This is a genomic window from Pseudarthrobacter sp. SL88, assembly GCF_026672455.1.
Classification (GTDB): Bacteria; Actinomycetota; Actinomycetes; order Actinomycetales; family Micrococcaceae; genus Arthrobacter.
The window spans coordinates 3,890,611-3,913,116 of sequence record NZ_JAPPRD010000001.1 but is presented as its reverse complement, the minus strand read 5'-3'; the positions used below and the strand labels follow the sequence as shown (position 1 = coordinate 3,913,116).

The following is a 22,506-nucleotide window of genomic DNA, read 5'->3' as shown; positions in this document are numbered from 1 at the left end:
CGGATGATGTCCATAGCCGGGCATCCGCTGCGGTGGCAAATTGGCCCTCCGGTGCGGGGTATGATTATCCCGCCGGCCAGCATGAGGTCCTCGCCCGAACCGGGCTTGAGGAACCCAGCAGCCGGCAAACCAACCCCCGTTTTACCCCTCATCAGCCCTGCCTGGATTCTGCGCGGGGAACCTCGAAAGGACGTCATGGAACTGCTGTGGGAACTCGCCGGCTGGGCAGGCGCAGTGGCGATTCTCAGTGCTTACCTCGCTGTTTCCATGGGCTGGCTGAAGGCGGGTAAGGGCTTCCAGACGGCGAACCTTTTCGGCTCCGTGGCCTTCATCATCAACGGCACCCTGCACGGTGCGTGGCCGTCCGTGGTCACCAACGTGGCCTGGTTCCTGATCTCGGCAGTGGCGCTGGTCCGGATGCGTGAGGTGGAGGCTCCGGCCCAGTCGGTTGAGGCGCACGTGCAGTATCCGGGCGTTCCCGATTCGACCGGCCAGATGGCCGTCGTCGAGGCAGTCGAGGCTCTTACCGAGGCGCTGCCCGTGGTTTCCGTTCCCACGGCGGCGGACGCGCGGCTCGCGGCCTAAAAAGCCTATGGCCCGAACACCTGGGTGACCCTTCATTACGTTCCGCCGGTGTTGTATGGGTCACATCCGTTTGCTTCTTTGGCGCACTCCTGACAAACCTTGCATCACATCTTTTTCTCAGCGCTTGTCAGCGCGTGCCCAATGGAGGGACACCACCTATGACTGACGTTCTCTGGTTTTCAGACCTCGGCCTGTCCGACCTCGACCAGGTCGGCGGCAAGAACGCCTCGCTCGGAGAAATGGTCCGGAACCTTGCCTCTGCAGGGGTAAAAGTACCGGACGGTTTCGCCACCACAGCCGACGCCTACAGAAGATTCCTTGCCGGGACGGGCCTCGACGCCCGGATAGAAAGCATCCTCGAAGACCTGGACAGCGGCGACGTGGCCGCTTTGACGGTGGCCGGGAAGCAGATCCGGGACCTGATCCGGGAGACCCCGTACCCTGACGGTTTCGAAGAGCAGATCCGCTCCGCCTATGAGCGCCTCACCGGCAGCCACGGCGCCGACGTGTCCTGGGCGGTCCGCTCCAGCGCCACGGCCGAGGACCTGCCTGACGCCTCATTCGCGGGGCAGCAGGAGACCTTCCTGAACATCCGCGGCGTGGACAACGTCCTGCTCGCCATCAAGGACGTCTTCGCCTCGCTCTACAACGACCGCGCCATCGCCTACCGCGTGCACCACGGCTTCACCCACTCCGAGGTGGCGCTCTCGGCGGGCATCCAGCGGATGGTCCGTTCCGACGTCGGCGCTTCCGGCGTGATGTTCACGATGGACACCGAATCGGGCTTCAACGACGCCGTGTTCATCACCTCGTCCTACGGCCTCGGCGAAGCCGTGGTCCAGGGCGCCGTGAACCCGGACGAGTTCTACGTCCACAAGCCCGCCCTGGCAGCCGGGCGGCCCGCCGTCCTCAAGCGCGGCCTCGGCGAAAAAGCCGTCCAGATGATCTACACCGACTCCCACGAAGTGGGCCGGACCGTGGACTTCGTGCCCGTGCCGACGGATCTGCGCCGCCGCTTCAGCCTGACCGATGACGAGGTCCAGGAACTGGCCCGCCACGCCCTGGCCATCGAGGCGCACTACGGCCGCCCCATGGACATCGAATGGGGCAAGGACGGCGTGGACGGTGAACTGTACATCCTGCAGGCCCGCCCCGAGACCGTGGAGTCCCGCAAGGCCTCCGGCACCATCTCCCGCTACACCCTCAGCGAGCGTTCCGCCGTCCTGGCGGAGGGCCGCGCCATCGGCCAGCGCATCGGCGCCGGCCAGGTGCGGGTGCTGACCTCCATCGACCAGATGGCCTCCTTCCAGGCCGGCGACGTCCTGGTGGCGAACATGACGGACCCGGACTGGGAACCGATCATGAAGAAGGCTGCCGCCATCGTCACCGACCGCGGCGGACGCACCTGCCACGCGGCCATTATCGCCCGCGAACTGGGCATCCCCGCCGTCGTGGGTACCGGCAAGGCATCCCAGGTCCTCAAGGACGGAACCCCGGTCACCGTGTCCTGCGCCGAAGGCGAGGCAGGCTTCGTCTACGAGGGGCTGCTGGACTACACCCTGCAGGAAACCAGCCTGGACACCATGCCGGAGGCCCCGGTCAAGATCATGATGAACGTGGGCACCCCGGAGCAGGCCTTCAGCTTCTCCAAGCTGCCCAACCACGGTGTTGGCCTGGCCCGCCTGGAGTTCATCATCAACCGGCAGATCGGCATCCACCCCAACGCCCTGCTGGCCGTGGCCGGCGAGATCGAACGCCCGGCGTCGCTCTCGGACTTCACCGTCCGGCAGATCCGTGAAAAGACCGCAGCCTACGACGGCCCGCGGGACTACTACGTGCGGCGCCTGGCCGAAGGCATCTCCACGATCGCCGCGGCCTTCGCTCCGGAACCGGTGATCATCCGGCTCTCGGACTTCAAGTCCAACGAGTACGCCAACCTGCTGGGCGGCCCCGCGTTCGAGCCGTCCGAGGAAAACCCGATGATCGGCTACCGCGGCGCGTCCCGGTACCTTTCGGACTCGTTCCGCCAGGCTTTCGAGCTGGAATGCGAAGCCCTGAAGTTCGTCCGCAACGAGATGGGCCTGACCAACATCAAGATCATGGTCCCGTTCGTGCGCACCCTGGCCGAGGCCCGTGGAGTGACCGAACTGCTCGCCGCCAACGGGCTGACCCGGGGCGAGAATGGCCTGGAAATCGTGATGATGTGCGAGCTCCCGGCCAACGCCCTGCTCGCCGACGAGTTCCTGGAGTACTTTGACGGATTCTCCATCGGCTCCAACGACCTGACCCAGCTCACCCTGGGCCTGGACCGTGATTCGGCCCTCGTGGCCGAAGGCTTCGATGAGCGGAACCCGGCGGTCACCAAGCTCCTGGAGATGGCCATCTCCGCCTGCCGCGCCAAGGGCCGGTACGTGGGCATCTGCGGCCAGGGTCCCAGCGACCACCCGGACTTCGCCGAGTGGCTGCTGGCCCAGGGCATCAGCTCCATTTCGCTGAACCCGGACGCCGTGACCGAAACCTGGCTGCGCCTGGCCCGCACCAGCAACCACACAGCGGTCTAAGTGCCTGACGCCCCATGGCGGGACGTCGTGGGGGCGGGCAGCACGTCCGCCCCCACGGTGTTCTTCCTTTCGGACAGCACCGGCATCACCGCCGAGACGCTGGGCAACACCCTGCTCACGCAGTTTCCCGCCCAGCACCTGGAACGCCGCACCGTCCCGTTCATCACCACGGTGGAGCAGGCGCAGGAGGTGGTGGCAGTCATCGACCAGATGGCCGCCGCCGGCCCCCGGCCCCTCGTCTTTTCCACCACGGTGAGCCTTGACGTCCGCGCCGTCCTGGCCCGCAGCCACGGGCATTTCTTCGACCTGATCGGGACGCATCTTGGCCAGCTGGAGCAGGCCCTGCACGCCTCCGCCAGCGGCCAGCCCGGCCAGGCCCACGGCGTGGGCGACGCCGTGCGCTACCAGTCGCGCATGGCCGCCGTCGAGTACGCCATAGAGCACGACGACGGGCAGTCGCTCCGTGCGCTGGAACGCGCCGAGCTGATCCTCATCGCCCCTTCGCGCTGCGGCAAGACCCCCACCACCATGTACCTGGCGCTGCAGCACGGCATCCTCGCGGCCAACTTTCCTCTGGTGGAGGAGGATTTCGCCAGCCTGTCGCTGCCCAAACCCCTGCTGCCGTTCGCGCGGAAGTGCTTCGGGCTGACGTCCCTGCCGGTCCGGCTGAGCCAGATCCGCCAGGAGCGCCGCCCCGGCAGCAACTACGCCTCGCTGAACCAGTGCTCGTTCGAGCTGCGCAACGCCGAGGACATGTACCGGGTGAATTCGATTCCGTTCGTGAACTCCGCCTCGATGTCCGTGGAGGAAATTTCCGCCACCGTCCTGCAGCGGATGGAATTGCACCACTGAGTGCACGATCGTCCATATTCGCGCCTCAATAAGCCATGGGAATGAGTGGCCGCCCTTCATAGCCTGTAGTGGTGACGAATGACGTAAAGAGCACGATTGCCCTGCCCGATGCCCCGCAGGACCAGCAGGACATCCTGGATGCGGGCGGCGTGGCCTGCTGGAGCGAACCGGTGCTGATCGATACCTACGCTCCCGGGCAGCCCGACCGGTACCCGCTGTTCCTGGACCGGCGGGTGTACCAGGGCTCCAGCGGCAAGGTTTATCCGGTGCCGTTTATCGACAGCATCGTGGCGGACAAGGAGCCCCGGCTGTGGCAGGCCATCCACCTGGAGAACGAGTATGTCCGCCTGATGCTCCTCCCGGAGATCGGCGGCCGCATCCACATCGGGTATGACAAGACCGCCCGGTATGACTTCTTCTACCGGAACAACGTGATCAAGCCCGGACTGGTGGGCCTCGCCGGGCCCTGGATCTCTGGCGGGGTGGAGTTCAACTGGCCCCAGCACCACCGGCCGGCCACCTTCCTCCCCGTGGACACCGCCGTGGAACGGTTTGGGAACGGCAGCGTCACCGTGTGGCACAGCGACCTGGACCCGCTGCAGCGGATGCGCGGCACCCACGGCGTCCGGCTCATTCCGGGCAGTTCGCTCATCGAGGTGGAGGCCCGGCTCCACAACCGGACCGACGAGCCGCAGACCTTCCTCTGGTGGGCCAACGTCGCGGCCCGGGTGCACGACAAGTACCAGTCCTTCTTCCCCACGGACGTCACCCACGTGGCGGACCATGCCCGCCGCGCCGTCACCGCCTTTCCGCGCGCGGACCGGCCGTACTACGGCGTGGATTACCCCGCGCTCGCGGCATCAGGCGCCGGCGATGCGGACCGGCTCGACTTCTACGCCAACATCCCGGTCCCCACCTCCTACATGGTCACGGACACGATGGACAGCTTCTTCGGCGGGTACGACCATGCCGCCGGGGCCGGGTTCGTCCATTGGGCGGACCGCAGCATTGCCCCGGGCAAGAAGCAGTGGACGTGGGGGACCGGCCCGGTGGGCACCGCCTGGGACCGGCATCTTACGGACGACGACGGCCCGTACGTGGAGCTGATGGCCGGCGTCTTCACGGACAACCAGCCCGATTTCAGTTACCTCGCCCCGGGTGAGACGCGCACCTTCAGCCAGTACTGGTACCCCATCCGGCAGATGGGCCCGGCGCAGCAGGCGAACCTGGACGCCCCCGTCGCGCTTTCCCTGGATGACGCGGGCCGCACCGTCACCGTGGGCGTCTCCGCCACCGCACGCCGGGACGCGCGGATTGAGCTCAGGCTCGGGGACGTGACGCTCCACACCTGGGCCGCGGTCCTCTCGCCCGCCCATCCGTTTACCGCCACGCTTCATCTGCCCGTGCCCGCCGCCGGCACCGACCTGACGCTGCGGGTCGTGGACGGGACCACGGAACTGATCTCGTGGACCCTTCGGCACCCCGCGGAGAACCCCGAACCGTGGGCCGCCACCGAACCGGCGCAGCCGCAGGACATGGACAGCATGGACGAGTTGTTCATCACCGGAACGCACCTGGCACAGAACCGGCACCCAACCCGGTCACCTCTTCCGTATTTCGAGGAGATGCTGCGCCGGGATCCGCTGGACTCCGGCGCCTCCACCGCGCTCGCGGCCGCGGAGTACCGCACTGGGCACTATGCCCAGGCCCGGGACCTCCTGGAGAACGCGCTTGCCCGGCTGACCCGGCGGAACCTGAACCCGCCCAGCGGGGAAGCCAGCTACCGGCTGGGCCTGGTCCTGGAGCGGACCGGGCATCTGGAGGAAGCCCGGGAACGCTTCGGAAAGGCTGCCTGGGACAGGGCATGGGCCCACCCGGCGCACCTGGCCCTCGCCCGGCTGGCCCTCCGGTCCGGTGACGCGGCGGAAGCACTCCGCCGGGCGGCTTTGGCGCTTGCGACAGAGGCAACCAGCCCGGAGGCCGGGCACCTGAGCTACCTCGCACTGGAACGGCTGGGGCGCCAGACGGAGAGCACCGCGCTGCTGGCGGACATCCTGGCGGCCGACCCCCTGGATCCGGTGGCGCAGGCCCTCGCCGGAACCCTGCAGGTGGCGGATCCCAAGACCGGCCTGGCGGTGGCCTGCTGGCTGGCGCGGGCGGGGCAGTGGCAGCGTGCCCTTGACATGACCGCCGCGGAACCCGCAGATGCCCGCCCGGCCTTCGGCAACCCCGGCCCGCTGCGGCATTACCTGCGGGCCGGCTGGCTCGAGGAAATGCTGGACCCGGAGGCCGCCGCCGCGGAGCGTGCCAGGGCAAGGCGCGCGGACACCACGTATGCGTTCCCCTACGGGCTGGACGATTTCGATGCGCTGCACCGGGCGCTGGAGGCCGATCCCAAGGACCGGGTGGCCCACGGGCTGCTGGCGTGCTGGCTGCTGGACGCAGGCAGGACCGAGGACGCCTTGGCGTACCTGGAGAAGGCCATGGCGCACGGTTCGCAGGATCCCGTGGTGTGGCGGAATGCCGCCCTTGCCAGGGTGAATACGGGCGGGGACCCCGGCACGGCTGACCGGTACTTCGGCCGCGCCCTGGAACTGGCCCCGGGCGATGCCCGGCTGGTGTTCGAGCGTGCCGTCCTGGCGGAGGTCCGCGGGTTGCCGGCCGGGGAGCGGATCGCCGCCATAGAGCAGCACGGGCCCGCCGTCCTGGACCGGGACGACCTCGCCATCCTCTACGCCAACCTGCTGACCGATGCCGGGCGGGCGGAGGACGCGCTGGCGCTCCTGGCGTCCCGCAGTTTCCAGCCCTTCGAAGGCGGTGAGGGCCTGGCGCTTGCGGCCTACGACCGGGCCGCGGTCCGGCATGCCCGGGTCCTGATGGCGGAGGGCCCGACGGCGGCCGCAGCGTTGCTGCGGGACGGCATCGAGGCCCCGGCGAACCTGGGCGAGGGCCGGCATCCCGCGGACAGCATGGCTGAGCGGTTCGTGGCCTTGGGAGACGCGCTGGACCTTGCCGGCGACGCTGCTGCCGCGGCGGAGGCGTGGAACCGTGCCCTTCTGGCGGGCGGACCCTTGGCGGTGGACCGGCGTCCGGCAGGCTCGGCGGATTACTGGCGGGGCATCGCCTTCGTGCGGCTGGGATTGCCGGACGGCGGCGAGGACGTCTGGCGGCAGCTGGAGGCCCGGGCTGATGAACTGGACTCCGCTCCCGCTGCGCCGGACTATTTCGCGACATCGCTGCCTGAGCTGCTCCTCTTTAACACTGATACCGCAGCTTCCCGGGGCGCAGCAGCCGCGCACCTCCGGCAACTGGCCGGTCAGGGGCGCCTGCTGGCCGCGCATGCCGGCACGAAAGAAGGGGCGGCACTGTGACCGAAAACCTGGGGACTGAAACATCCGGGAGTGAAGAACCCCGCTACCTGGGGTCTGGAACCGTGGAAGGTGACACGGGCTCCCTGACGGGAGCGCCGCCGTCGCACCTTCCGCCCCGGCTGGCCATCACCCTCTGGGACTTTTCCTGGTACACCCGCGCCGAGGACGGCGGCCCGTACGCGGACCTCGACGCTGCGTGTGCGCGGGCGGCGGAGCTCGGATACAACGCCATCCGGATCTGTGCGGCGCCGCTGCTGCTTTTCGGCGGGCTCGGCCTGGACGCGCTCGCGGAGGACCTGGAGATCGGGGGGCTCGGCACGGCGCCCGACGGCGGGATCTACGGCCGCGGCACCCGCTGGTACGACGCCCCCGGCGGGTACCGGCTGAACCTGCGGGAGCGCCTCATCGCGCTTTTCGACGCCGCGGAACGCCACGGGCTGGTGATCCTCCTGGCCAGCTGGGAATACCAGCAGTCCACGGTGTTCGCCGCCTCCCCGCAGTGGTTCGAGGCCATCGACGCCGTCCCGCTGGCCGGCCGGTACCGGGTCCTGGCCGATGCCTGGGACCGGCTGATCCGCGCCGTGTCCGGGGCCGGGCACCGGGAGCGGATCGCCATGGTGGAACTGCACAACGAGGTGGATTTCTCCATCCTCCCGGCGCTTGCCGACGGCGGCACGGAGCAGGTGCAGCGGCTGCGGAAGCTGCACCCGGACCTGCTGGTGTCGGCCAGTTACGGCAAGCCGCCGCACCTGGCCATGCACACCGTTCCCGAGGGCATGGGCGCCGCCCAGTTTCACGTCTACAGCTATGGGGTACTCGATGCCCTGCAGCAGCGGATCGACATCCGGTCCGAGGGGACCGACGGGTTTCCCAACGCTGCCCTGCGGTCGCTGTTGCGGGCCGATGCTCCCTCGTTTGCTGAGTACGGGCGGCTGGCGTCCTGGAAGTACCGGGCCACCGTGGTCACGGACCAGATGTTCTACGGCTACGACTGGATCGATCCCGCGGCCTGGGACACGTGGCTGGACAAGGAATACCGGCCGTACCGGGAGGTGATGCGGCGCGAGATCGAATCGCGGGTGGTGGCTATCGCCGCGTGGGCCCGGTGGAAGGACGTGCCCGCGGTAGTGGGCGAAGGATGGATCGGCTACACGCCGCTGCAGGGTGGGTTCGAGGAAGGGCCTGCGGGGCGGGAGCTGGCCGAGCGCGGCATCCGCACGGCACTGGCTCACGGCGTGTGGGGGATGGTTTTGTGTTCCAACGCGGCGCCGCACCACCCCATGTGGGCTGACGCCGGGTGGCAGCGGCGCATGAACGATCTGATCCTCGGCTTTCCTGTGAGCTGAGCTCCGGTGTCCCGTTCCGCTGCCGGGCTTCCGTTCTATCATGGACATTCCGTGACGGAAGGGGACGGGTTGGCGCGCGCCACCGGGTTCCAGAACCAGCGGCTGGTGGTGGTACCCCGGCCGCTGGTCCGCGATGCCCTCAGCCGTCCCATCACCCGGCACCTGGTGGTCACCGACGCCGGTGTCTTCCCCGCAGCCGCCGACCACGGCCGGCACCGGCCGGACGGCGCGGCGGAAACCATTGTGATCCTGTGCGTCGCGGGCACGGGGTGGGTGGAAACCGGCGGGGTGCGGACCGCCGTGGGTGCGGCCACCGCCGTCGTGCTTCCCGGCGGAACAGGTGAGGCCCACGCGTACGGTGCCGCGGAAGGCGACCCGTGGACTATCTGGTGGTGCCATGTGCGCGGTGCCGATGTGGCTGACCTGCTGGACGGAGCTGGCGTGCGGGGTGCGCAGGTTATTCCGCTGGTGGCGGCGGACCGGCTGACGGCGATGCTGGACGAGATCATCAGCGTGCTGGAGAAGGACCAGTCGCCGGCCAGGCTGGTGGCCACTGCCGGGATGGCGTGGCGGCTGCTGACCGCCCTGGCCATCGACCGCCGGCTGCCGGAGAAGGGGACGCCACTGCAGCAGGCGATGAACTATTTGGAGGACCGGGTGGACGGCTCGGTCCGCCTGGCCGATCTTGCGGCGCTGGTGGGGGTGTCGTCGTCGTACCTGAGCAAGCTGTTCCGGGAGGCGACGGGCGGGGGAGTGCTGGCGCACCACACGGCGTTGAAGATGGCGCGGGCGCGGCTGCTGCTGGACACCACTGACCTGCCCATCGCCGAGGTGGGCCGCGAGATCGGGTTGCAGGACCAGTTCTACTTCTCCCGCCAGTTCCGGCGCGTGCATGGGGTGAGCCCCAGCGCGTACCGGGCGGAGCGGAAAGGGTGACCCCTGTAGCTGACCGAGGGGGGTGTCCCTATGCTTTTGGTCAAGCGGCCAGGGCGGGTTTTTCCTCGTAGAAGGTGCCGTGTTTGAGCATTGCGTAGATGACGTCGCAGCGCCGGCGGGCCACGCAGATGACGGCGGCGTTGTGCTGCTTCCCCTGTGCCCGTTTCTTTTGGTAGTAGGCCTTCGACGCGGGGTGGTGGCAGCTGGCGATCCAGGCGGATCTGGAGAGGGCGTTCTTGAGTTGTTTGTTCCCTGATCGTGCGGGGAATTCACCGCGTATCGAGGTGCCGGAGCGTCGTGTGACAGGGGCGATGCCTGCGTAGGCGGCGAGGTGCCCGGGAGAGGTGAAGGTGCCGGCATCGCCGATGGTCAGGAGTATCGTCGCTGCGGTCTTGATGCCGACTCCCGGCATGGACATCAAGACCTGGGAAAGAGGGAAGTCATCGAGGAGCTTTTCGACTTCTTCGGCCACGATGGCTCGCTGGTGTTTGAGTTCCTTGATCTGGGCGGCGACGCGGGGGATGACCAATTCGACGGCTTCGGTGCCGATCACGGTGACCGTCTGCTCGCCCAGTGCCGTGAAAACGGCGTCAACCAGGTTCACAGGGTCCTTGCGGCTGTGGTTCCTGGCCCAGCGCAACACGTTGGATCGCCCCGCGGCCCGCAGGCCGGTCGGTCCGGCATATTTGATGAACAGCTCCAGGACCAGGGACCGGGTCAGCACTGTCCCCGGGAAGACTCGCTCCAGGGCGGGGAAAATCTGCAGCAACAGCGACCGCAGCCGGTTGATCGCCCTGGTGCACTCATGGGTCAGGTCCGCGTCGAATCCGGAGAGCACCTTTAGGGCCGCGAGCACCTCGCTGTCGCGGTCAACGGCCCGCAGCGTGTGCGGCATCGCACGTGCAGTCTCGGCGATGATGAACGCATCACGTGCATCCGTCTTGGACTTTCCCGGATACAGGTCAGCGGCTTTACGCATCGCCAGGCCGGGCAGGTAAGCAACAGTGCAGCCGCAGTCCCTGGCCACGGCTATCGGAAGAGCGCCGATGGTGTTGGGCTGGTCGACGATCACGAGCACGCGGCCGTGCTGCTGCAGCCCGGTGAACAGCTCGCGCAGCCGCGCCTCGTCCTGAGGCAGGGGCTGGTCGAAGACCCGTTCGCCAGCTGCGTTCAATGCCGCGGCGTGGTGCTCGGATTTGCCCACATCAAGCCCGCAGAAAATCTCGTATCGTTCGTCCATCCGGCGCTCCTTTGCACCATTTATGGCCGCAGTCACGACACCCGATGCTGGCACCCACGTTACAAAGAGACCTGGCCCCATCGGAAGGAGCCGGCCGTGTCCCTATCAGCAGTCAACGCGTGCCTCCGAACCCGGCGACAACACCCCCCGGATCATCAAAGACAGGGCAAGAAAGTCATACCGGATCCAGCGACCAAATCCCCGACCCTCGGGGACCCAATAAATGTAACGGGGTGGCCGGTATTCGGGCAGGCGCGCCGCGGTGGCTTCTGATTGCCGGTGCCTCCGTTCCGGGCCGCAGCCACGACCTCACCCCCATCCTCACAGAGGGCGGATTCGCCAACCTCAGCTTGATTGAGGCACAGCCCGCCGATGAGACCACCATCTACTACGGGCCGGATTTCGAGGACGTGGCCGCAGACGTGGCGGCACACTTCGGCCTCCCGGCGTCCAAGGTCCAGGCGGAGCCGGGGGGCTACAGCGTGCAGCTTTGCCTGAGCATCGACTTCACGTCCGGCACCAAGCCCGAGGTTGCTGCGCCGAGCGCCCGGGACGTGGTGGCGCAGACCGCCGAGGACCAGAAGTGCCAGGCTGTCAGTGGCTGCGGTGAAGCTGCTGCCTTCTGTGTGAGTGCCCGAGTAGGGTCTAGGATCCTTCGGATAAGGCGTCCGGAAAGCGGAATTGGGCCCTAATCTGACGTCTTTTCCGTGGGTGCCGGACGTCAGGTTGGGGTGTGCCTCAAGCTGTCATTGGATATCATAGGGCCCCGAGCGAACGTCCCCGTCGTTGGTCTCTTTGCCGTGGAAGTGCTTTACAAGCACTTCCGCGGCGATAGACATGTACGGCTTCACTATGCTTGCTGCCCAAAAGTACACCCACGCCGTGATCGAGGAATGGGACACAAAAGTTCCATCGCTGGTGCGGCTGCTCTGATCCCTCGGGCGCCCTGCCCTATGCCCGGGGAAGCGAAGTCAAGTCGTCCTCTGCGGCCGCTATGCGGGCGTCGAAGTGGGCAGCCAGGAGCTCGCCGGAGTGTACGATGTGTTGTTGCATTGCGGCCCGGGTTGCCTCCGGGTCATGCGCCTGAATGCCCTTGAGTAGTTCGGCGTGGTCGTTCATGGTGGCCTGGGGCCAGCCGGGGATGGATGAGTAGAACTGCCGGGGAACGTATCGGGTGACTAGGCCCAGGACCCAGACGGTTTTCCGGGAATCAGCCATCAGGTTGATTTCGCGGTGGAAGGCGTGGTTCTTCTCTTCGAGCCGGTCATGATCGTTCCGGGCCGCGGCAGCGATCAGCTCGTGGTGCAGTGCTTCGAGTTCTGCCACGTCCTGCTCGCTGGCGTTGGCGGCGGCGCGGGCGGCAAGTTCGCCGCTAATGAGGGCCTGGACCTGGAACAGGTCGCGGATGTCCTGTCCGGTCAGCGGTGCCACCACGAATCCATAGCGTGGTACGAGCTCGAGGAAGCCTTCCACTCTGAGGGCCTGTAGGGCCTCACGGGCTGGCGTAGTGGAGATGCTCAGATCCTCGCCGATAATCTCGGGGCGGACCAGGGTCCCGGGCCGCAGTTCACCGGACATAATGAGGCCGCGGATATGGGCTGTGGCCTTCTCACTCAATTGCGGGCGTGCGCTGCTACGGGGGCTGCGGCTAGTCATGGTCTGCGGGCTCTTTCTGCTCAATTTCCCACCCAAACATACGGCATAAACCACGGCGGGCCCGGGGGACTGGCCTGCCGTGGCTGATGCAAAACCGGGAGAGATTCAGTTGGGAACTTGGAGCGAGGGCAGGCCGGGCGTGCGGAGTCCCAGTTCCGCCAGGACTTTCACGGTGTGCTCGCCGACCTCAGGCACCGGGTCCATTCTGACGTGCGTTTCCCGGGACGTGACCGGCGGGAGCAGGCTGCGCAGCGGGCCTACGGGAGAGTCAACGTCCCGCCAGCGGTTGCGTTCGGCCAGCTGCGGGTGCGCGGAGAACTCGTGCATGTCCCGCAACTGGGCATTCGCGACCCCGGCGGCGTCGAGCCGGGCCAGGACCTCGGCTGCCGACAGCCTCCCGAGGACGGCGTTGATGGCCTCGTGAAGTGCCGGGCGGTTGTCCACACGCAGCGCGTTGCCGGCGAATTGTGCGTCCTGGGCAAGGTCGGGTTGCTGCAGTACGTCGTCGCAAAACCTGGACCATTCGCGCTCGTTCTGGATGCCGAAGAACACGATACCGTCGACGGCGGCGAACGGTCCGTAGGGGGCGATGCTGGCGTGCTGGGCGCCGGCGCGTGGCGGAGGGGCTCCCCCGTATTCGGCGTAGAAGTATGGTTGCGCCATCCATTCGCCCAGGGCTTCGAGCATGGAGATTTCCAGGACATCGCCGCGGCCGGTGGTGGCCCGCTGCAGCAGTGACGTCAGGATGCCCGAGTAGGCGTACATTCCCGCGGAGACGTCGGCGATGGAAACGCCCACCTTTGCGGGAGAATCCGGTGTGCCCGTGACGCTGAGCAGGCCTGCCTCGCACTGGACCAATAGGTCGTAGGCCTTCTTCTGCTCGTAGGACCCACCGCGGCCGTACCCGGAGATCGAGGTGTGAATCAGCCGCGGGTTCAGGGCCAGGGCCTCGTCCGGCCCCAGGCCCAGACGTTCAATGGCACCGGGTGCGAGGTTCTGGACCAGCACGTCAGCGGTGGAGATAAGCTTGCGCAACACGGCAATGCCTTCGTCGGATTTCAGATCCAGGACGATGCTTTCCTTGGACCGGTTCAGCCAGACAAAGTAGCTGGCCATGCCATGGACCTTGGTGTCGTAGCCGCGCGCGAAGTCACCGGTGGCCCGTTCCACTTTGATGACCCGAGCGCCGAGGTCGGCGAGCTGCCGGGTGGCGAACGGGGCGGCGACGGCCTGTTCCAGGGAGATGACGGTGATACCCGCCAAAGGTAGCCTGCTCATTTACTGTTCCTTCCCGCGCGCTGAAGGATCCGTTTGGCCCGCTCGGTGACGGGGCGGTCGATCATATGGCCATCCACCTGGGCGGCGCCACCTTCGGCCCCGATCACGGACAACGCCCACTCGACGTCCGCCCCGCTGGGCGTAAAGGCCCCATGTACCGTTGCCAGCTGGGCGGGGTGGATGCATAGCTTGCCGCCGAAGCCGAAGTTCCGGGCCAGCCGGGCGGACTCAGCCACGCGGGTGGTGTCTTTGATGTCCGTGGAGGGCGAATCCAGCGGTGCGGCGATGCCGGCGGCCCGGCAGGCCAGGACGAGCTGGGACCGGGCATGGTCCAGGAACCGGTCCCCGCCGTCGGCGTCAATGTCCAGGGCGAAATCGATGGCGCCGAACGCCAGCCGCGTCACACCCGGCACCCGGGCAAGCTCGACCGCGTTCACCACGCCGAGCGCGGACTCGACCAGCGGCACCAGAGCCAGGTGCTTTGGCATATCCGCGCGGAGCTGGCGCAGCGCGCCAGCGTCTTCCGCCTTCGGCACCACGATGCCGAGCAGACCCGAGCCCGGCGTCCGGGCCGCCGAGAGCAGCATGGTGGTGTCGGCGTCGTACTGGCGCGTGCCCTGCGGGTTCACGCGCACCAGCGCACGCACGGGGGCGTCGCCGTCGGACGGGGCCACAGCCTCAACCGCGGCAGCAAGCGCTGCGGACCTTGCATCCGGGGCGACGGCGTCCTCCAGATCGATGATTACGACGCCGGCGCCTGCGATGGCGGCCTTGGCGAACCGTTCACGGCGGTCACCTGGAACGAACAAGGCCGTGACGGCATTGGCGACGATTTCCGTGGCGGCTAAGCCGGGTACCGTGTGACTTCCCGCGGCAGCCTTCACTGGAAATCCCCAACCGAGGGCAGCGTGGACGCATCCGGGCGGGCGGATTCGACGCCGGGGAGGTGGCCCTGCCGGTACACCATGAACGTTCGGCGGTAGCTGATCACGATTTTGCTGTCCTGGTTGAAGCCCTCGGTGGCGACGGTGACCAGGCCGAGGTTGGGGCGGGACTTGGACTCCCGAACGGAGAGGACCTTGGAGCGGGAGTAGATGGTGTCGCCCTCATAGACCGGGTTCGGCATCCGGACCTCGTCCCATCCCATGTTCGCGAAGACGTTCATGGACAGGTCGATGGTGGACTGGCCGGTGACCAGAGCGAGCGTGAAGGTGGAGTTGACCAGCGGCAGGCCGAACTCTGTGGCCTTGGCGAAGTTGCGGTCCACGTGGGTCTTGGCCACGTTCTGCGTCATGAGCGTGAAGGACTGGTTGTCCGCCTCCGTCACGGTCTTCCCGAACGGGTGATAGTAGATGTCGCCGGGCGCGAAGTCTTCAAACAGGCGCCCTGTCCAGCCCCGTACTACGCGGCCTTCGCTTGTCACGGACTGAGTTGCTTCGTCGGTCATCATTGATCTCCTCGCCAATATATTGCCATTCGTGACAAGTTTGGCCACACAGCCCCTACATGTCAAGGATGCTGTTGACCAATGATGCACAAGGCCGTTCTTGCCAGTTCTTAATATATTGACGTATCGTCATGTCCCGGAGGTGACAGCAGGTCGCCGTGATCGTTTCGAAGGAGCACCGATGCCCACTCTCACTGCCGGACTGGACCAGTTGCGCGAGCAGACCCGCGTTCTTTGTGAAGGCTTCCCGGACGAGTACTGGCGCGAGACGGACCGCAACCGCCGCTACCCGCAGGAGTTCGTGAACACGCTGACTGATGCGGGCCTGCTCTCGGCACTGATTCCGGCCGAGTACGGCGGCTTGGGCCTGGGCCTGACTGAGGCCAGCGTCATCATGGAGGAAATCAACAAGTCCGGTGGCCACTCGGCGGCCTGCCACGCGCAGATGTACACCATGGGTGCCCTGCTCCGGCACGGCAACTCCGCCCAGAAGAGCGAGTACCTGCCACAGATCGCCGCCGGCTCGCTGCGGCTGCAGGCCTTCTCCATCACCGAGGACAAGGCAGGCTCGGACACCACCAGCATCGAAACCGCGGCCGTGCGCGACGGTGACGATTTCGTTATCACCGGCCACAAGAGTTGGACCAGCCGCATCGATGAATCGGACCTGCTGTTCGTCCTGGCCCGCACCTCGGATAAGCCTGAGGGCAGGGGCGCCGACAAAACCCACGGCCTGACCCTGTTCCTGGTGGACCTGCGCCAGGTCCGGGCCGAGCAGCCGGACACCCTCGAGGTGGTCAAGGTCCGCACCATGTTCAACTACGCCACCAACCAGATCCACTACCACGGCATGCGCGTCCCGGCATCGGCCGTGATCGGTGAGGTGGGCTACGGCTTCCGGTACGTCATCGACGGCTGGAACGCCGAACGCATCCTCCTGGCCTCCGAAGCGATCGGCGACGGCTACTGGTTCACCACGCGCGGCGTGGACTACGCCAACAGCCGCGAGGTGTTCGGCCGCAAAATCGGCACCAACCAAGGCGTGCAGTTCCCCATAACCGACGCCTACATGAAAGTCCGCGCCGCAGACATGATGCGCTACGAAGCCGCCCGGCTCTTTGACGCCGGCGAAGCCTGCGGCGCCGAGGCAAACATGGCCAAGCACCTCGCCTCCGAAGCCAGCTGGGCCGCCGCCAACGCCTGCCTCGACACCCACGGCGGCTACGGCTTCGTCGACGAATACGACGTCGAACGCAAGTTCCGCGAAACCCGCATGTTCCAGGTGGCCCCGGTCAACAACAACATGATCAAAAACTTCGTGGCTACCAAGGTCCTGGGCCTGCCCCGCTCCTACTGATGCCGTCCGCGCTGAGCGCCTGACGGTCGCCGCACATGGTTAGCGAAGAACGGAGCATCTTGGGCCTTCACCTACAAACCCAATGGCGTCGGGCGTTGCACCAGTATGTAGAGATCCGTCTCAACGGGCAGATCCTTCGCACTGGTTTCGTTGACGCAGTCATGCCAGATGAGTCAATACTGTGGATTTCAGCCGATGGGATCCATCCCCGCGAAATGATCGAACGTGCCAGCGGGAAATCAATCTACTGCCGCTACGCGTGGGATACACAATTTCCGTCTCAGCTACTCCCTACCGAATCGGCCGGGGGCAAGATTGTATCCCGCGCGGACTAAGCCGCTGGCATTCACGTCGGGCGTAGGCTGACTTGGCTGGGCTGAAGCAGTGGCTTGTCAGTTACGTGCCTGCCCCGACTACTGCCTGAGTGCTGGTTGCGCGTCTGCTTCGGGCGATGAGGGCTGGTTGATCAGATGACTCAACCGTGCTCGGGGCTGCCCCGGCTTTGTTGACTCGGGTGTGTGCAGCAGCGAGAAGATCGATTCCATCGCGGCGCCCTCTGCGCACGCACCGACCCTGCCCACTGACCCTGTGAGGCTTTACTGGCGGAGCAATTCGACGAACTGGAAAGACCGGAACCGGGGACCCTCGATCCGGACGCACCGCTGTCCCAGCGGGACGCGAGCACGCCCGGATTATCCAGCGCAGCAACAGTCAGCGATGGCTTCATTGGGGCGTCCATCGAGTACCCGAGGATGCTCTCGGAACAAGCATCTGCTTCGCCGCAAAGAGGTAGAGCTTCTCCAATAAGAGGAGAACGCGCCATGGGCGATGATTGCCGAAGAGTTCGACTTGTCCGTCGGAACCGACACCCCCGCCCGCGCACACACTTTCACTGCCATTTATGCCTCCATAGGCGTGTGGTCGAAACCGCGGCACCCGGCCACCTCTGCGGGCATGGACCGTGCGATCAACTGGATTCGACGACGCACCGGCAGGAAAAGCGACGCCGAAGCCGCAGCCCGTTCAGTCCTGGGACGACCGCGCGATCACGTGACCTAGCCGGCGCTGCACAAACCCGGGCTGCGATCAGGATACTGCTTGCCTCACGGTCCCTCCTCGATTAATTAACGCACCGCGAACCGTAACGCCCTTACGGCCCTCTGCGCGGCACATTTCTCGAAAGCGACGCCCGGGCCTCCTTGCGGGACGCACAAATCGCCGCCATAGCCGCCCGCCGGACTTCAACCAGTACCGACCCGGTGATCCGCTTCGCCCGCGCCAGCCAAACGCGTGCTTCAACGCATGCCACCGCACGCCCAACCTTCGCCAGCGGAGTCGGACCCTTACGGGTCCCGCATAAATACGGGTCCCGCATAAATACATTCTGGCCCCATAATCCCCGGACATACGCAACATCCTTCCACGCGCGCAAGTGCGCAAGGCCAAGGAGTCAACAACCCGGGCAGACGCGTTTGTCACTCCCTGACGCAACGCCTCAATCCAATATTCAATATACTGTTCTTGAATGAGTCTGCCGTAGTGAGAGAGTTGGTTAGCAGTGCCCGAGCTTCTTAGAGAACGGCAGCAACTTAGTGACGAGGCAGCGGCATACATTCGGGACCAGATCACCTCTGGAACTTGGCCACCTGGCAAACGTGTAAAACCAGATGACGTAGCTCTGGCGTTAGGTATTTCGGCAACGCCTGCCCGTGAGGCTTTGCAAGCCCTGAGATCCGAAGGTTTTCTCGACCTCATTCCTCGCAAGGGCTTTTCGGTCGCTCCGTTGACGGGCAAAGATATTCGCGACCTGTTCCGGGTCCATGCCCTTCTTGCCGGCGAGTTGGTCGCGCGGGGGACGTCAATCGCGACGGACGCCGATATAGCTGAGCTTCACGCAATGCAGCACGAAATGCTCGCGTCGTGGCGGCGCAAAGACATGCAACGTCTTGAAGAACAAAACTATGCTTTCCACATTTTCTTGTATTCTCTGGGTAGGTCTCCGAAAGTTGAATGGGTCCTTGGACTTGTTGCCCGGTATTCAGCCCGTGGCTTCTACTCTGACATTGAAGGGTGGCCCGAAGCGACTGCCGAAGAGCACGAGGTGATTCTTGAAGCTTTCAGCTCCCGGGACAGCGAGCGGGCCAGGTTGGCGATAGAATCTCATGTCGTCCACTCGGGAGAACTACTGGCTGATCATTTTGATAGCCGCGTCCAGAAACCAGGAACGTGAAGGCCCGCCGGTAAAGGGGCTTCACGGTTCGTGGGGGAATGATCCTTGGAATCAGCATCATGCCGCTGTCCGGGCGGCACGTCTCGAGAGAACAACCGATTTGTGGTTGGCAGCATTGCGGTAGCCGCGCCGTACGTTTGATGTTCTTGATCGCGGTGTTGTTGGCCTCGACCTTGCCAGTCGTGGCGCCGGCAATGATCAGCACCTCGATCTCTTTCCACCCCCGGCAGACAGTGCGGTAGGGCCTGTTGGTCTCGGGCAGTGCTGCCTTCTTGACGAGTTGCTCGAGTTCGTTCTTCGCGGCCGCGGCGTCGTCCAGAGAGCCGGTGCGCAGCAAGACCGGAGCTGTTCCTTAACTTTGCAGACCGACTGGAGGGGCCGGGCGGATCATCCACAGCGAACAACTCCTCCAACCGAAGCGCCGCCCTGCAGCTAAGTCTGTCTCCGCCGCGCAGCAGGAGCATGCGATGAGCTCGAGCCGTGTCGATGGCACGGCCGCAGCGGCCCTTGACCTGCTGGGAGAGGTTCTGCCGGGTCTCGGTCATGGCGGAACCTGTGGCGTAAATTTACCCGCAACACCTTCCGTTATGCAGCCCGCCAGTACTGGGATGAGATGTCCCGAGACCTGCGCCCGGTCCACACGGTATCGTCCGAGGCAGCGGCGAAAGAGCGCTTTTTCGAGTCCTCGGGAAAGTTGGGCAAGCAGTACCCGGCGATCACCCGGCTGTGGGAGAGGCCTGGAGCGAGTTCGGCCCTGAAATGTCTGTACCTCGCCACCCGGCCATTAGACCCGACCGGCAAAGGCAGGGCACGATGGACCCACGGTGGAAGCTGGCGCCCAGCGCCTTTGCCATTGCCTTCGACGAATTGCCAAGTGTGGATCCACCGGAAATAGGACAGTCCCCTCAACCATAGTTGTGGTCCGGAACCGACCCGCCGATGACGTGATTAGCCGATTGGTACCAGGGCGCTCGGAAGGTGACTAGTCATTGGAAAGGTGTTGGCGGCCATGAAAAACTGCCCATAGGGGGCCACGTCATTGCCCCCTGACGATCAGTAGAAGCGCGCACGGGGGGCCAGGAGATCTGCCACTTCCTCACTGAACCTGCCGCGTCTTAGGCGGCCGGGGCCTCCTCGGAATGGGACGACGGTGTCTAGGTGCGTGCGAATTCCTACGCAGGGCGGCCTATAGGCATCTTCTCAGGAGAAAGTCCGGGAGGATCCGTCGCGCTACGACTGAGTTTTGGGAAGCCTTGGTCCGAAAGCGAAACCCGGGCCATGACTATGGTCCGGGTTTCGCTTTCCATCCCAGCAATTGTTATGAAGAAGCGCCCAAGCGTGCGTCGTGTTCGAGCAACAGCTTCGATTCGTCTATCGTTTGTGACCGGCGGAACAGCTCCTCAGGAGGGAACGGGCCCGGGAGAACAGCGCGGCCAACGGAGTTGGTGTAGTAGGTGTGGGCGTGATGTACATGATTCCAAAGCATGCCGCGAAGTGTCTCATCGATCTCGTCGTTGTGCTCCAACCAAGCGGTCTCGTCGACTTCGACTGCGCGGCCGCCTTCTTCAATCAGGTGTTGGAGTGCGTCGAAGATGAAGTTGTTAGTCACTTCCGCCATAAAGTTGTGACCACCACCTCCGTTGGCTACGCCACTGTTTGGACCATCTTGTATGAACAGGTTGGGGAAGCCGGGGACCATGCCGCCGAGGTACGTGCGTGGGTTGTCTTCTCCCCAAATGTCGGTGAGCAACAGATCGCCCCGTCCCTGGATTTTCATGGTTGACAAATAATCGAGGGTCATGCCGGTGGCATAAATGATCGCATCCACTTCCACTACTTCACCGCTGTTGGCAACGAGACCTTCAGGCCTGACCTCGGCAGGCGCTTCAGCGAGTAGTCGAACGTGCGGCTGTTGGAAGGCCCAAAAATAGCCACCTGGGGTAAGGTCTTTAGGATCCCGGACCGGGCGCTTGGCAGCAAAAGGGAAATCAGGCGTCAGCTTCTTCGCGAGCTCCGATCCCTCTCCAAAGGTGCTGTTTATATACTTCAGTGCATTCTCGCGAAGCTGCGCGCTGAGATGCGAGACCGACAAACCGTCATGCTCGTGCATCCAATCCAGGTCCACCTTATTGACCTCTATTGAAGCGGCGTTGGTTTGCGCGAGCAAGGAAAGCCGTGTCCATTGCAGGTAGTACGGAACATTGGTGCGCAACCAGCGTTCCTTCTCATCCACCACGCCATCCCCAGCACCGTTTGGTGTCACATATGTGGGCTGCCGCTGGAAAACCGTCAGCGCAGACACAACCGGCGCCAAACTCGAAATAACCTGCACACCGGCCGCTCCGTTGCCAACCACTGCGACGCGCTTGCCAGACAAGTCCACATCCTTCCACTCTGCGGTATGAATGGACTCCCCTTGGAAGTCGTGCAGCCCTTTCAGCGCTGGCCACTTGGCCCGGTTCAGCAACCCTGCGGCGGAAATCACGATGCCGGCACTTTCATACCGAATCGCTCCGTCAATCGTCGACTCAATCTCGATCTGCCAACGTTGCTCGTCGTCGAGCCAGGTGAGACTTCGGACGCGTGAGCTATACCGCATCCGATCCGTAAACTCATATTTTTCGATGATGGATGCAAGATACTGCTGGTAATCGGCACCGTCCGGATAATAGTTTCCCCACTCCGCACGCACATCATACGAGAGGGAGTAGAAGGTTGCCGGAGTATCCACGGCGACACCAGGGTACCGCTGAGACCACCAGACACCCCCGGGGCCGTCTTCAAGGTCATAGACCGTGACCGCGAAACCCCGGTCCAGCGCTTTCACGGCCGCATCAATTCCGGACATACCTGCACCGATGATTGCGATGTCCAAGTTCTGGGGAGGCAAGTTCGTCTCACGAATCCTGTCAGGTATAAAACCTCCCTGATTCAGGTTCATCTCCAGCTGGTCCGCTGGCACGGGGAAGCCTGCAGCAATCGAGGACATCCTCTGCATGACGTCCTCTGTGCCCACCCCGAGAAGGGGAGCATCGTTGGGGATTTTGTAGGACTCTACCAGGAGATCTATGAGCTCCCTTCGCTCCTCCTGATCGGTGCGTTCGCTGCACTCATCCGTCTGTACTGTCAATAAACTGACCGCCGCGGACGGACTCGCAATGGAGTCCGCATACTTATCCAAAAGGCTCGTGTCTCCAGTCGCATGAACAGCGCAATTGAGTAGGAGCCAGCTTTGCGCTGCCGCAAGGTTCTCCCGCAGTTCGGCCTCGTCGAGTACCGGCCGGGCGATGTTGGTAGTAAATCGGCTACGAACTCGTCCACTCGTCATGGTTGTAGTCCCTTCTTCCTTGAAGTTCTGGTTCCAGCAAGTAACTGCTTGGACGATTAATACACAATATATTGAGTCTGACAAGCATCAGATCCACCTCAAGGGTGCCAAGGCCTAATACCGGCTTCTCGTATGACGCAGTAGCGATGTTCGCCTGAAGTGCGTCGAAAAAAATTAATAAAATATTATATTGACTGTCGCGCAGTGAGGACCTACCGTCGATTACACCCAGGCGGTCGTATCGGAGCACTATGAGCAGCAACAGCTCCGCCGAAGATTCGAACCACCGCCGGACTTCATCATCCACGCCATACTCCTA

Annotated in this window: 17 protein-coding genes and 2 pseudogenes; 10 read left to right on the top strand and 9 right to left on the bottom strand. The window is 64.8% G+C overall.

What is annotated here, in order from left to right:
- The first annotated feature begins 195 nt into the window (after positions 1–195).
- The 6 genes from OVA06_RS17780 (at position 196) to OVA06_RS17755 (ending at position 9,651) form a co-directional block, all read left to right on the top strand.
- Positions 196–585, top strand: a complete 390-nt coding sequence (locus OVA06_RS17780; protein WP_268160135.1) for a CBU_0592 family membrane protein — start codon at positions 196–198, stop codon at positions 583–585.
- Positions 586–743: 158 nt separating this feature from the next.
- On the top strand, positions 744–3,146 hold the full coding sequence (gene ppsA, locus OVA06_RS17775; RefSeq protein ID WP_268160133.1) for a phosphoenolpyruvate synthase: 2,403 nt from the start codon (positions 744–746) through the stop codon (positions 3,144–3,146).
- Complete coding sequence (locus tag OVA06_RS17770) at positions 3,147–3,998, top strand: pyruvate, water dikinase regulatory protein (protein WP_261618807.1); 852 nt, start codon at positions 3,147–3,149, stop codon at positions 3,996–3,998.
- 71 nt (positions 3,999–4,069) lie between these two features.
- Positions 4,070–7,369 (top strand): DUF5107 domain-containing protein, encoded by a 3,300-nt coding sequence (locus OVA06_RS17765; RefSeq protein ID WP_268160131.1) that lies wholly within the window; start codon positions 4,070–4,072, stop codon positions 7,367–7,369.
- On the top strand, positions 7,366–8,715 hold the full coding sequence (locus tag OVA06_RS17760; RefSeq protein ID WP_268160129.1) for a cellulase-like family protein: 1,350 nt from the start codon (positions 7,366–7,368) through the stop codon (positions 8,713–8,715). The genes OVA06_RS17765 and OVA06_RS17760 overlap by 4 nt, the downstream gene beginning before the upstream one ends.
- Before the next feature lie 51 nt (positions 8,716–8,766).
- Positions 8,767–9,651 (top strand): helix-turn-helix transcriptional regulator, encoded by an 885-nt coding sequence (locus tag OVA06_RS17755; protein WP_268160127.1) that lies wholly within the window; start codon positions 8,767–8,769, stop codon positions 9,649–9,651.
- A gap of 40 nt (positions 9,652–9,691) precedes the next feature.
- Here the strand turns inward: OVA06_RS17755 and OVA06_RS17750 are convergent, their stop codons facing one another.
- Complete coding sequence (locus OVA06_RS17750) at positions 9,692–10,891, bottom strand: IS110 family transposase (RefSeq protein WP_268160126.1); 1,200 nt, start codon at positions 10,889–10,891, stop codon at positions 9,692–9,694.
- A 233-nt stretch (positions 10,892–11,124) separates the two neighbouring features.
- Between OVA06_RS17750 and OVA06_RS17745 the strand changes: the two genes are divergently transcribed.
- Positions 11,125–11,583, top strand: a complete 459-nt coding sequence (locus tag OVA06_RS17745) for a LytR C-terminal domain-containing protein (protein WP_268160125.1) — start codon at positions 11,125–11,127, stop codon at positions 11,581–11,583.
- 259 nt (positions 11,584–11,842) lie between these two features.
- Here OVA06_RS17745 and OVA06_RS17740 read toward each other — a convergent pair whose 3' ends face one another.
- The 4 genes from OVA06_RS17740 to OVA06_RS17725 form a co-directional block, all read right to left on the bottom strand.
- On the bottom strand, positions 11,843–12,547 hold the full coding sequence (locus OVA06_RS17740) for a GntR family transcriptional regulator (protein ID WP_268160123.1): 705 nt from the start codon (positions 12,545–12,547) through the stop codon (positions 11,843–11,845).
- Between the two features lie 105 nt (positions 12,548–12,652).
- Positions 12,653–13,825 (bottom strand): CaiB/BaiF CoA transferase family protein, encoded by a 1,173-nt coding sequence (locus OVA06_RS17735; RefSeq protein WP_268160121.1) that lies wholly within the window; start codon positions 13,823–13,825, stop codon positions 12,653–12,655.
- On the bottom strand, positions 13,822–14,709 hold the full coding sequence (locus OVA06_RS17730; protein ID WP_268160119.1) for an HpcH/HpaI aldolase/citrate lyase family protein: 888 nt from the start codon (positions 14,707–14,709) through the stop codon (positions 13,822–13,824). The genes OVA06_RS17735 and OVA06_RS17730 overlap by 4 nt, the downstream gene beginning before the upstream one ends.
- Entirely contained in the window at positions 14,706–15,272 is a 567-nt protein-coding gene (locus OVA06_RS17725) for a MaoC family dehydratase (RefSeq protein ID WP_268160117.1), read from the bottom strand. The genes OVA06_RS17730 and OVA06_RS17725 overlap by 4 nt, the downstream gene beginning before the upstream one ends.
- Positions 15,273–15,453: 181 nt before the next feature.
- On the opposite strand from OVA06_RS17725, the gene OVA06_RS17720 reads away from it, so the two are divergent.
- Positions 15,454–16,629, top strand: a complete 1,176-nt coding sequence (locus tag OVA06_RS17720) for an acyl-CoA dehydrogenase family protein (RefSeq protein ID WP_268160115.1) — start codon at positions 15,454–15,456, stop codon at positions 16,627–16,629.
- Positions 16,630–17,150: 521 nt separating this feature from the next.
- Here the strand turns inward: OVA06_RS17720 and OVA06_RS17715 are convergent.
- A pseudogene (locus tag OVA06_RS17715) lies at positions 17,151–17,422 on the bottom strand (IS3 family transposase); the annotation flags it as partial.
- Between the two features lie 765 nt (positions 17,423–18,187).
- Here OVA06_RS17715 and OVA06_RS17710 point away from each other — a divergent pair.
- Positions 18,188–18,859, top strand: a complete 672-nt coding sequence (locus tag OVA06_RS17710) for a GntR family transcriptional regulator (protein WP_268160113.1) — start codon at positions 18,188–18,190, stop codon at positions 18,857–18,859.
- Here the strand turns inward: OVA06_RS17710 and OVA06_RS19820 are convergent.
- On the bottom strand, positions 18,747–19,196 hold the full coding sequence (locus OVA06_RS19820; RefSeq protein ID WP_442793566.1) for a transposase: 450 nt from the start codon (positions 19,194–19,196) through the stop codon (positions 18,747–18,749). The genes OVA06_RS17710 and OVA06_RS19820 overlap by 113 nt on opposite strands.
- Positions 19,197–19,430: 234 nt before the next feature.
- Between OVA06_RS19820 and OVA06_RS17705 the strand changes: the two are divergent.
- Positions 19,431–19,774: pseudogene (locus OVA06_RS17705) on the top strand (transposase); the annotation flags it as partial.
- Between the two features lie 403 nt (positions 19,775–20,177).
- Here OVA06_RS17705 and OVA06_RS17700 read toward each other — a convergent pair.
- The gene (locus OVA06_RS17700; RefSeq protein ID WP_268160109.1) at positions 20,178–22,187 is read right to left on the bottom strand and encodes a flavin-containing monooxygenase; all 2,010 of its coding nucleotides are present in this window, start codon (positions 22,185–22,187) and stop codon (positions 20,178–20,180) included.
- Positions 22,165–22,494, bottom strand: coding sequence for a hypothetical protein (locus OVA06_RS17695; protein ID WP_268160107.1), 330 nt, complete (start codon positions 22,492–22,494; stop codon positions 22,165–22,167). Before OVA06_RS17695 ends, OVA06_RS17700 begins: the two co-directional genes overlap by 23 nt.
- Positions 22,495–22,506 lie beyond the last annotated feature (12 nt).

Bases quoted from the DNA above. Each gene is read 5' to 3' on its own strand.
- OVA06_RS17735 (WP_268160121.1), bottom strand. From the start codon at position 13,825: ATGAGCAGGCTACCTTTGGCGGGTATCACCGTCATCTCCCTGGAACAG.
- ppsA (WP_268160133.1), top strand. From the start codon at position 744: ATGACTGACGTTCTCTGGTTTTCAGACCTCGGCCTGTCCGACCTCGAC.
- OVA06_RS17780 (WP_268160135.1), top strand. From the start codon at position 196: ATGGAACTGCTGTGGGAACTCGCCGGCTGGGCAGGCGCAGTGGCGATT.
- OVA06_RS17725 (WP_268160117.1), bottom strand. From the start codon at position 15,272: ATGACCGACGAAGCAACTCAGTCCGTGACAAGCGAAGGCCGCGTAGTA.
- OVA06_RS17700 (WP_268160109.1), bottom strand. From the start codon at position 22,187: ATGACGAGTGGACGAGTTCGTAGCCGATTTACTACCAACATCGCCCGG.
- OVA06_RS17740 (WP_268160123.1), bottom strand. From the start codon at position 12,547: ATGACTAGCCGCAGCCCCCGTAGCAGCGCACGCCCGCAATTGAGTGAG.
- OVA06_RS17750 (WP_268160126.1), bottom strand. From the start codon at position 10,891: ATGGACGAACGATACGAGATTTTCTGCGGGCTTGATGTGGGCAAATCC.
- OVA06_RS17720 (WP_268160115.1), top strand. From the start codon at position 15,454: ATGCCCACTCTCACTGCCGGACTGGACCAGTTGCGCGAGCAGACCCGC.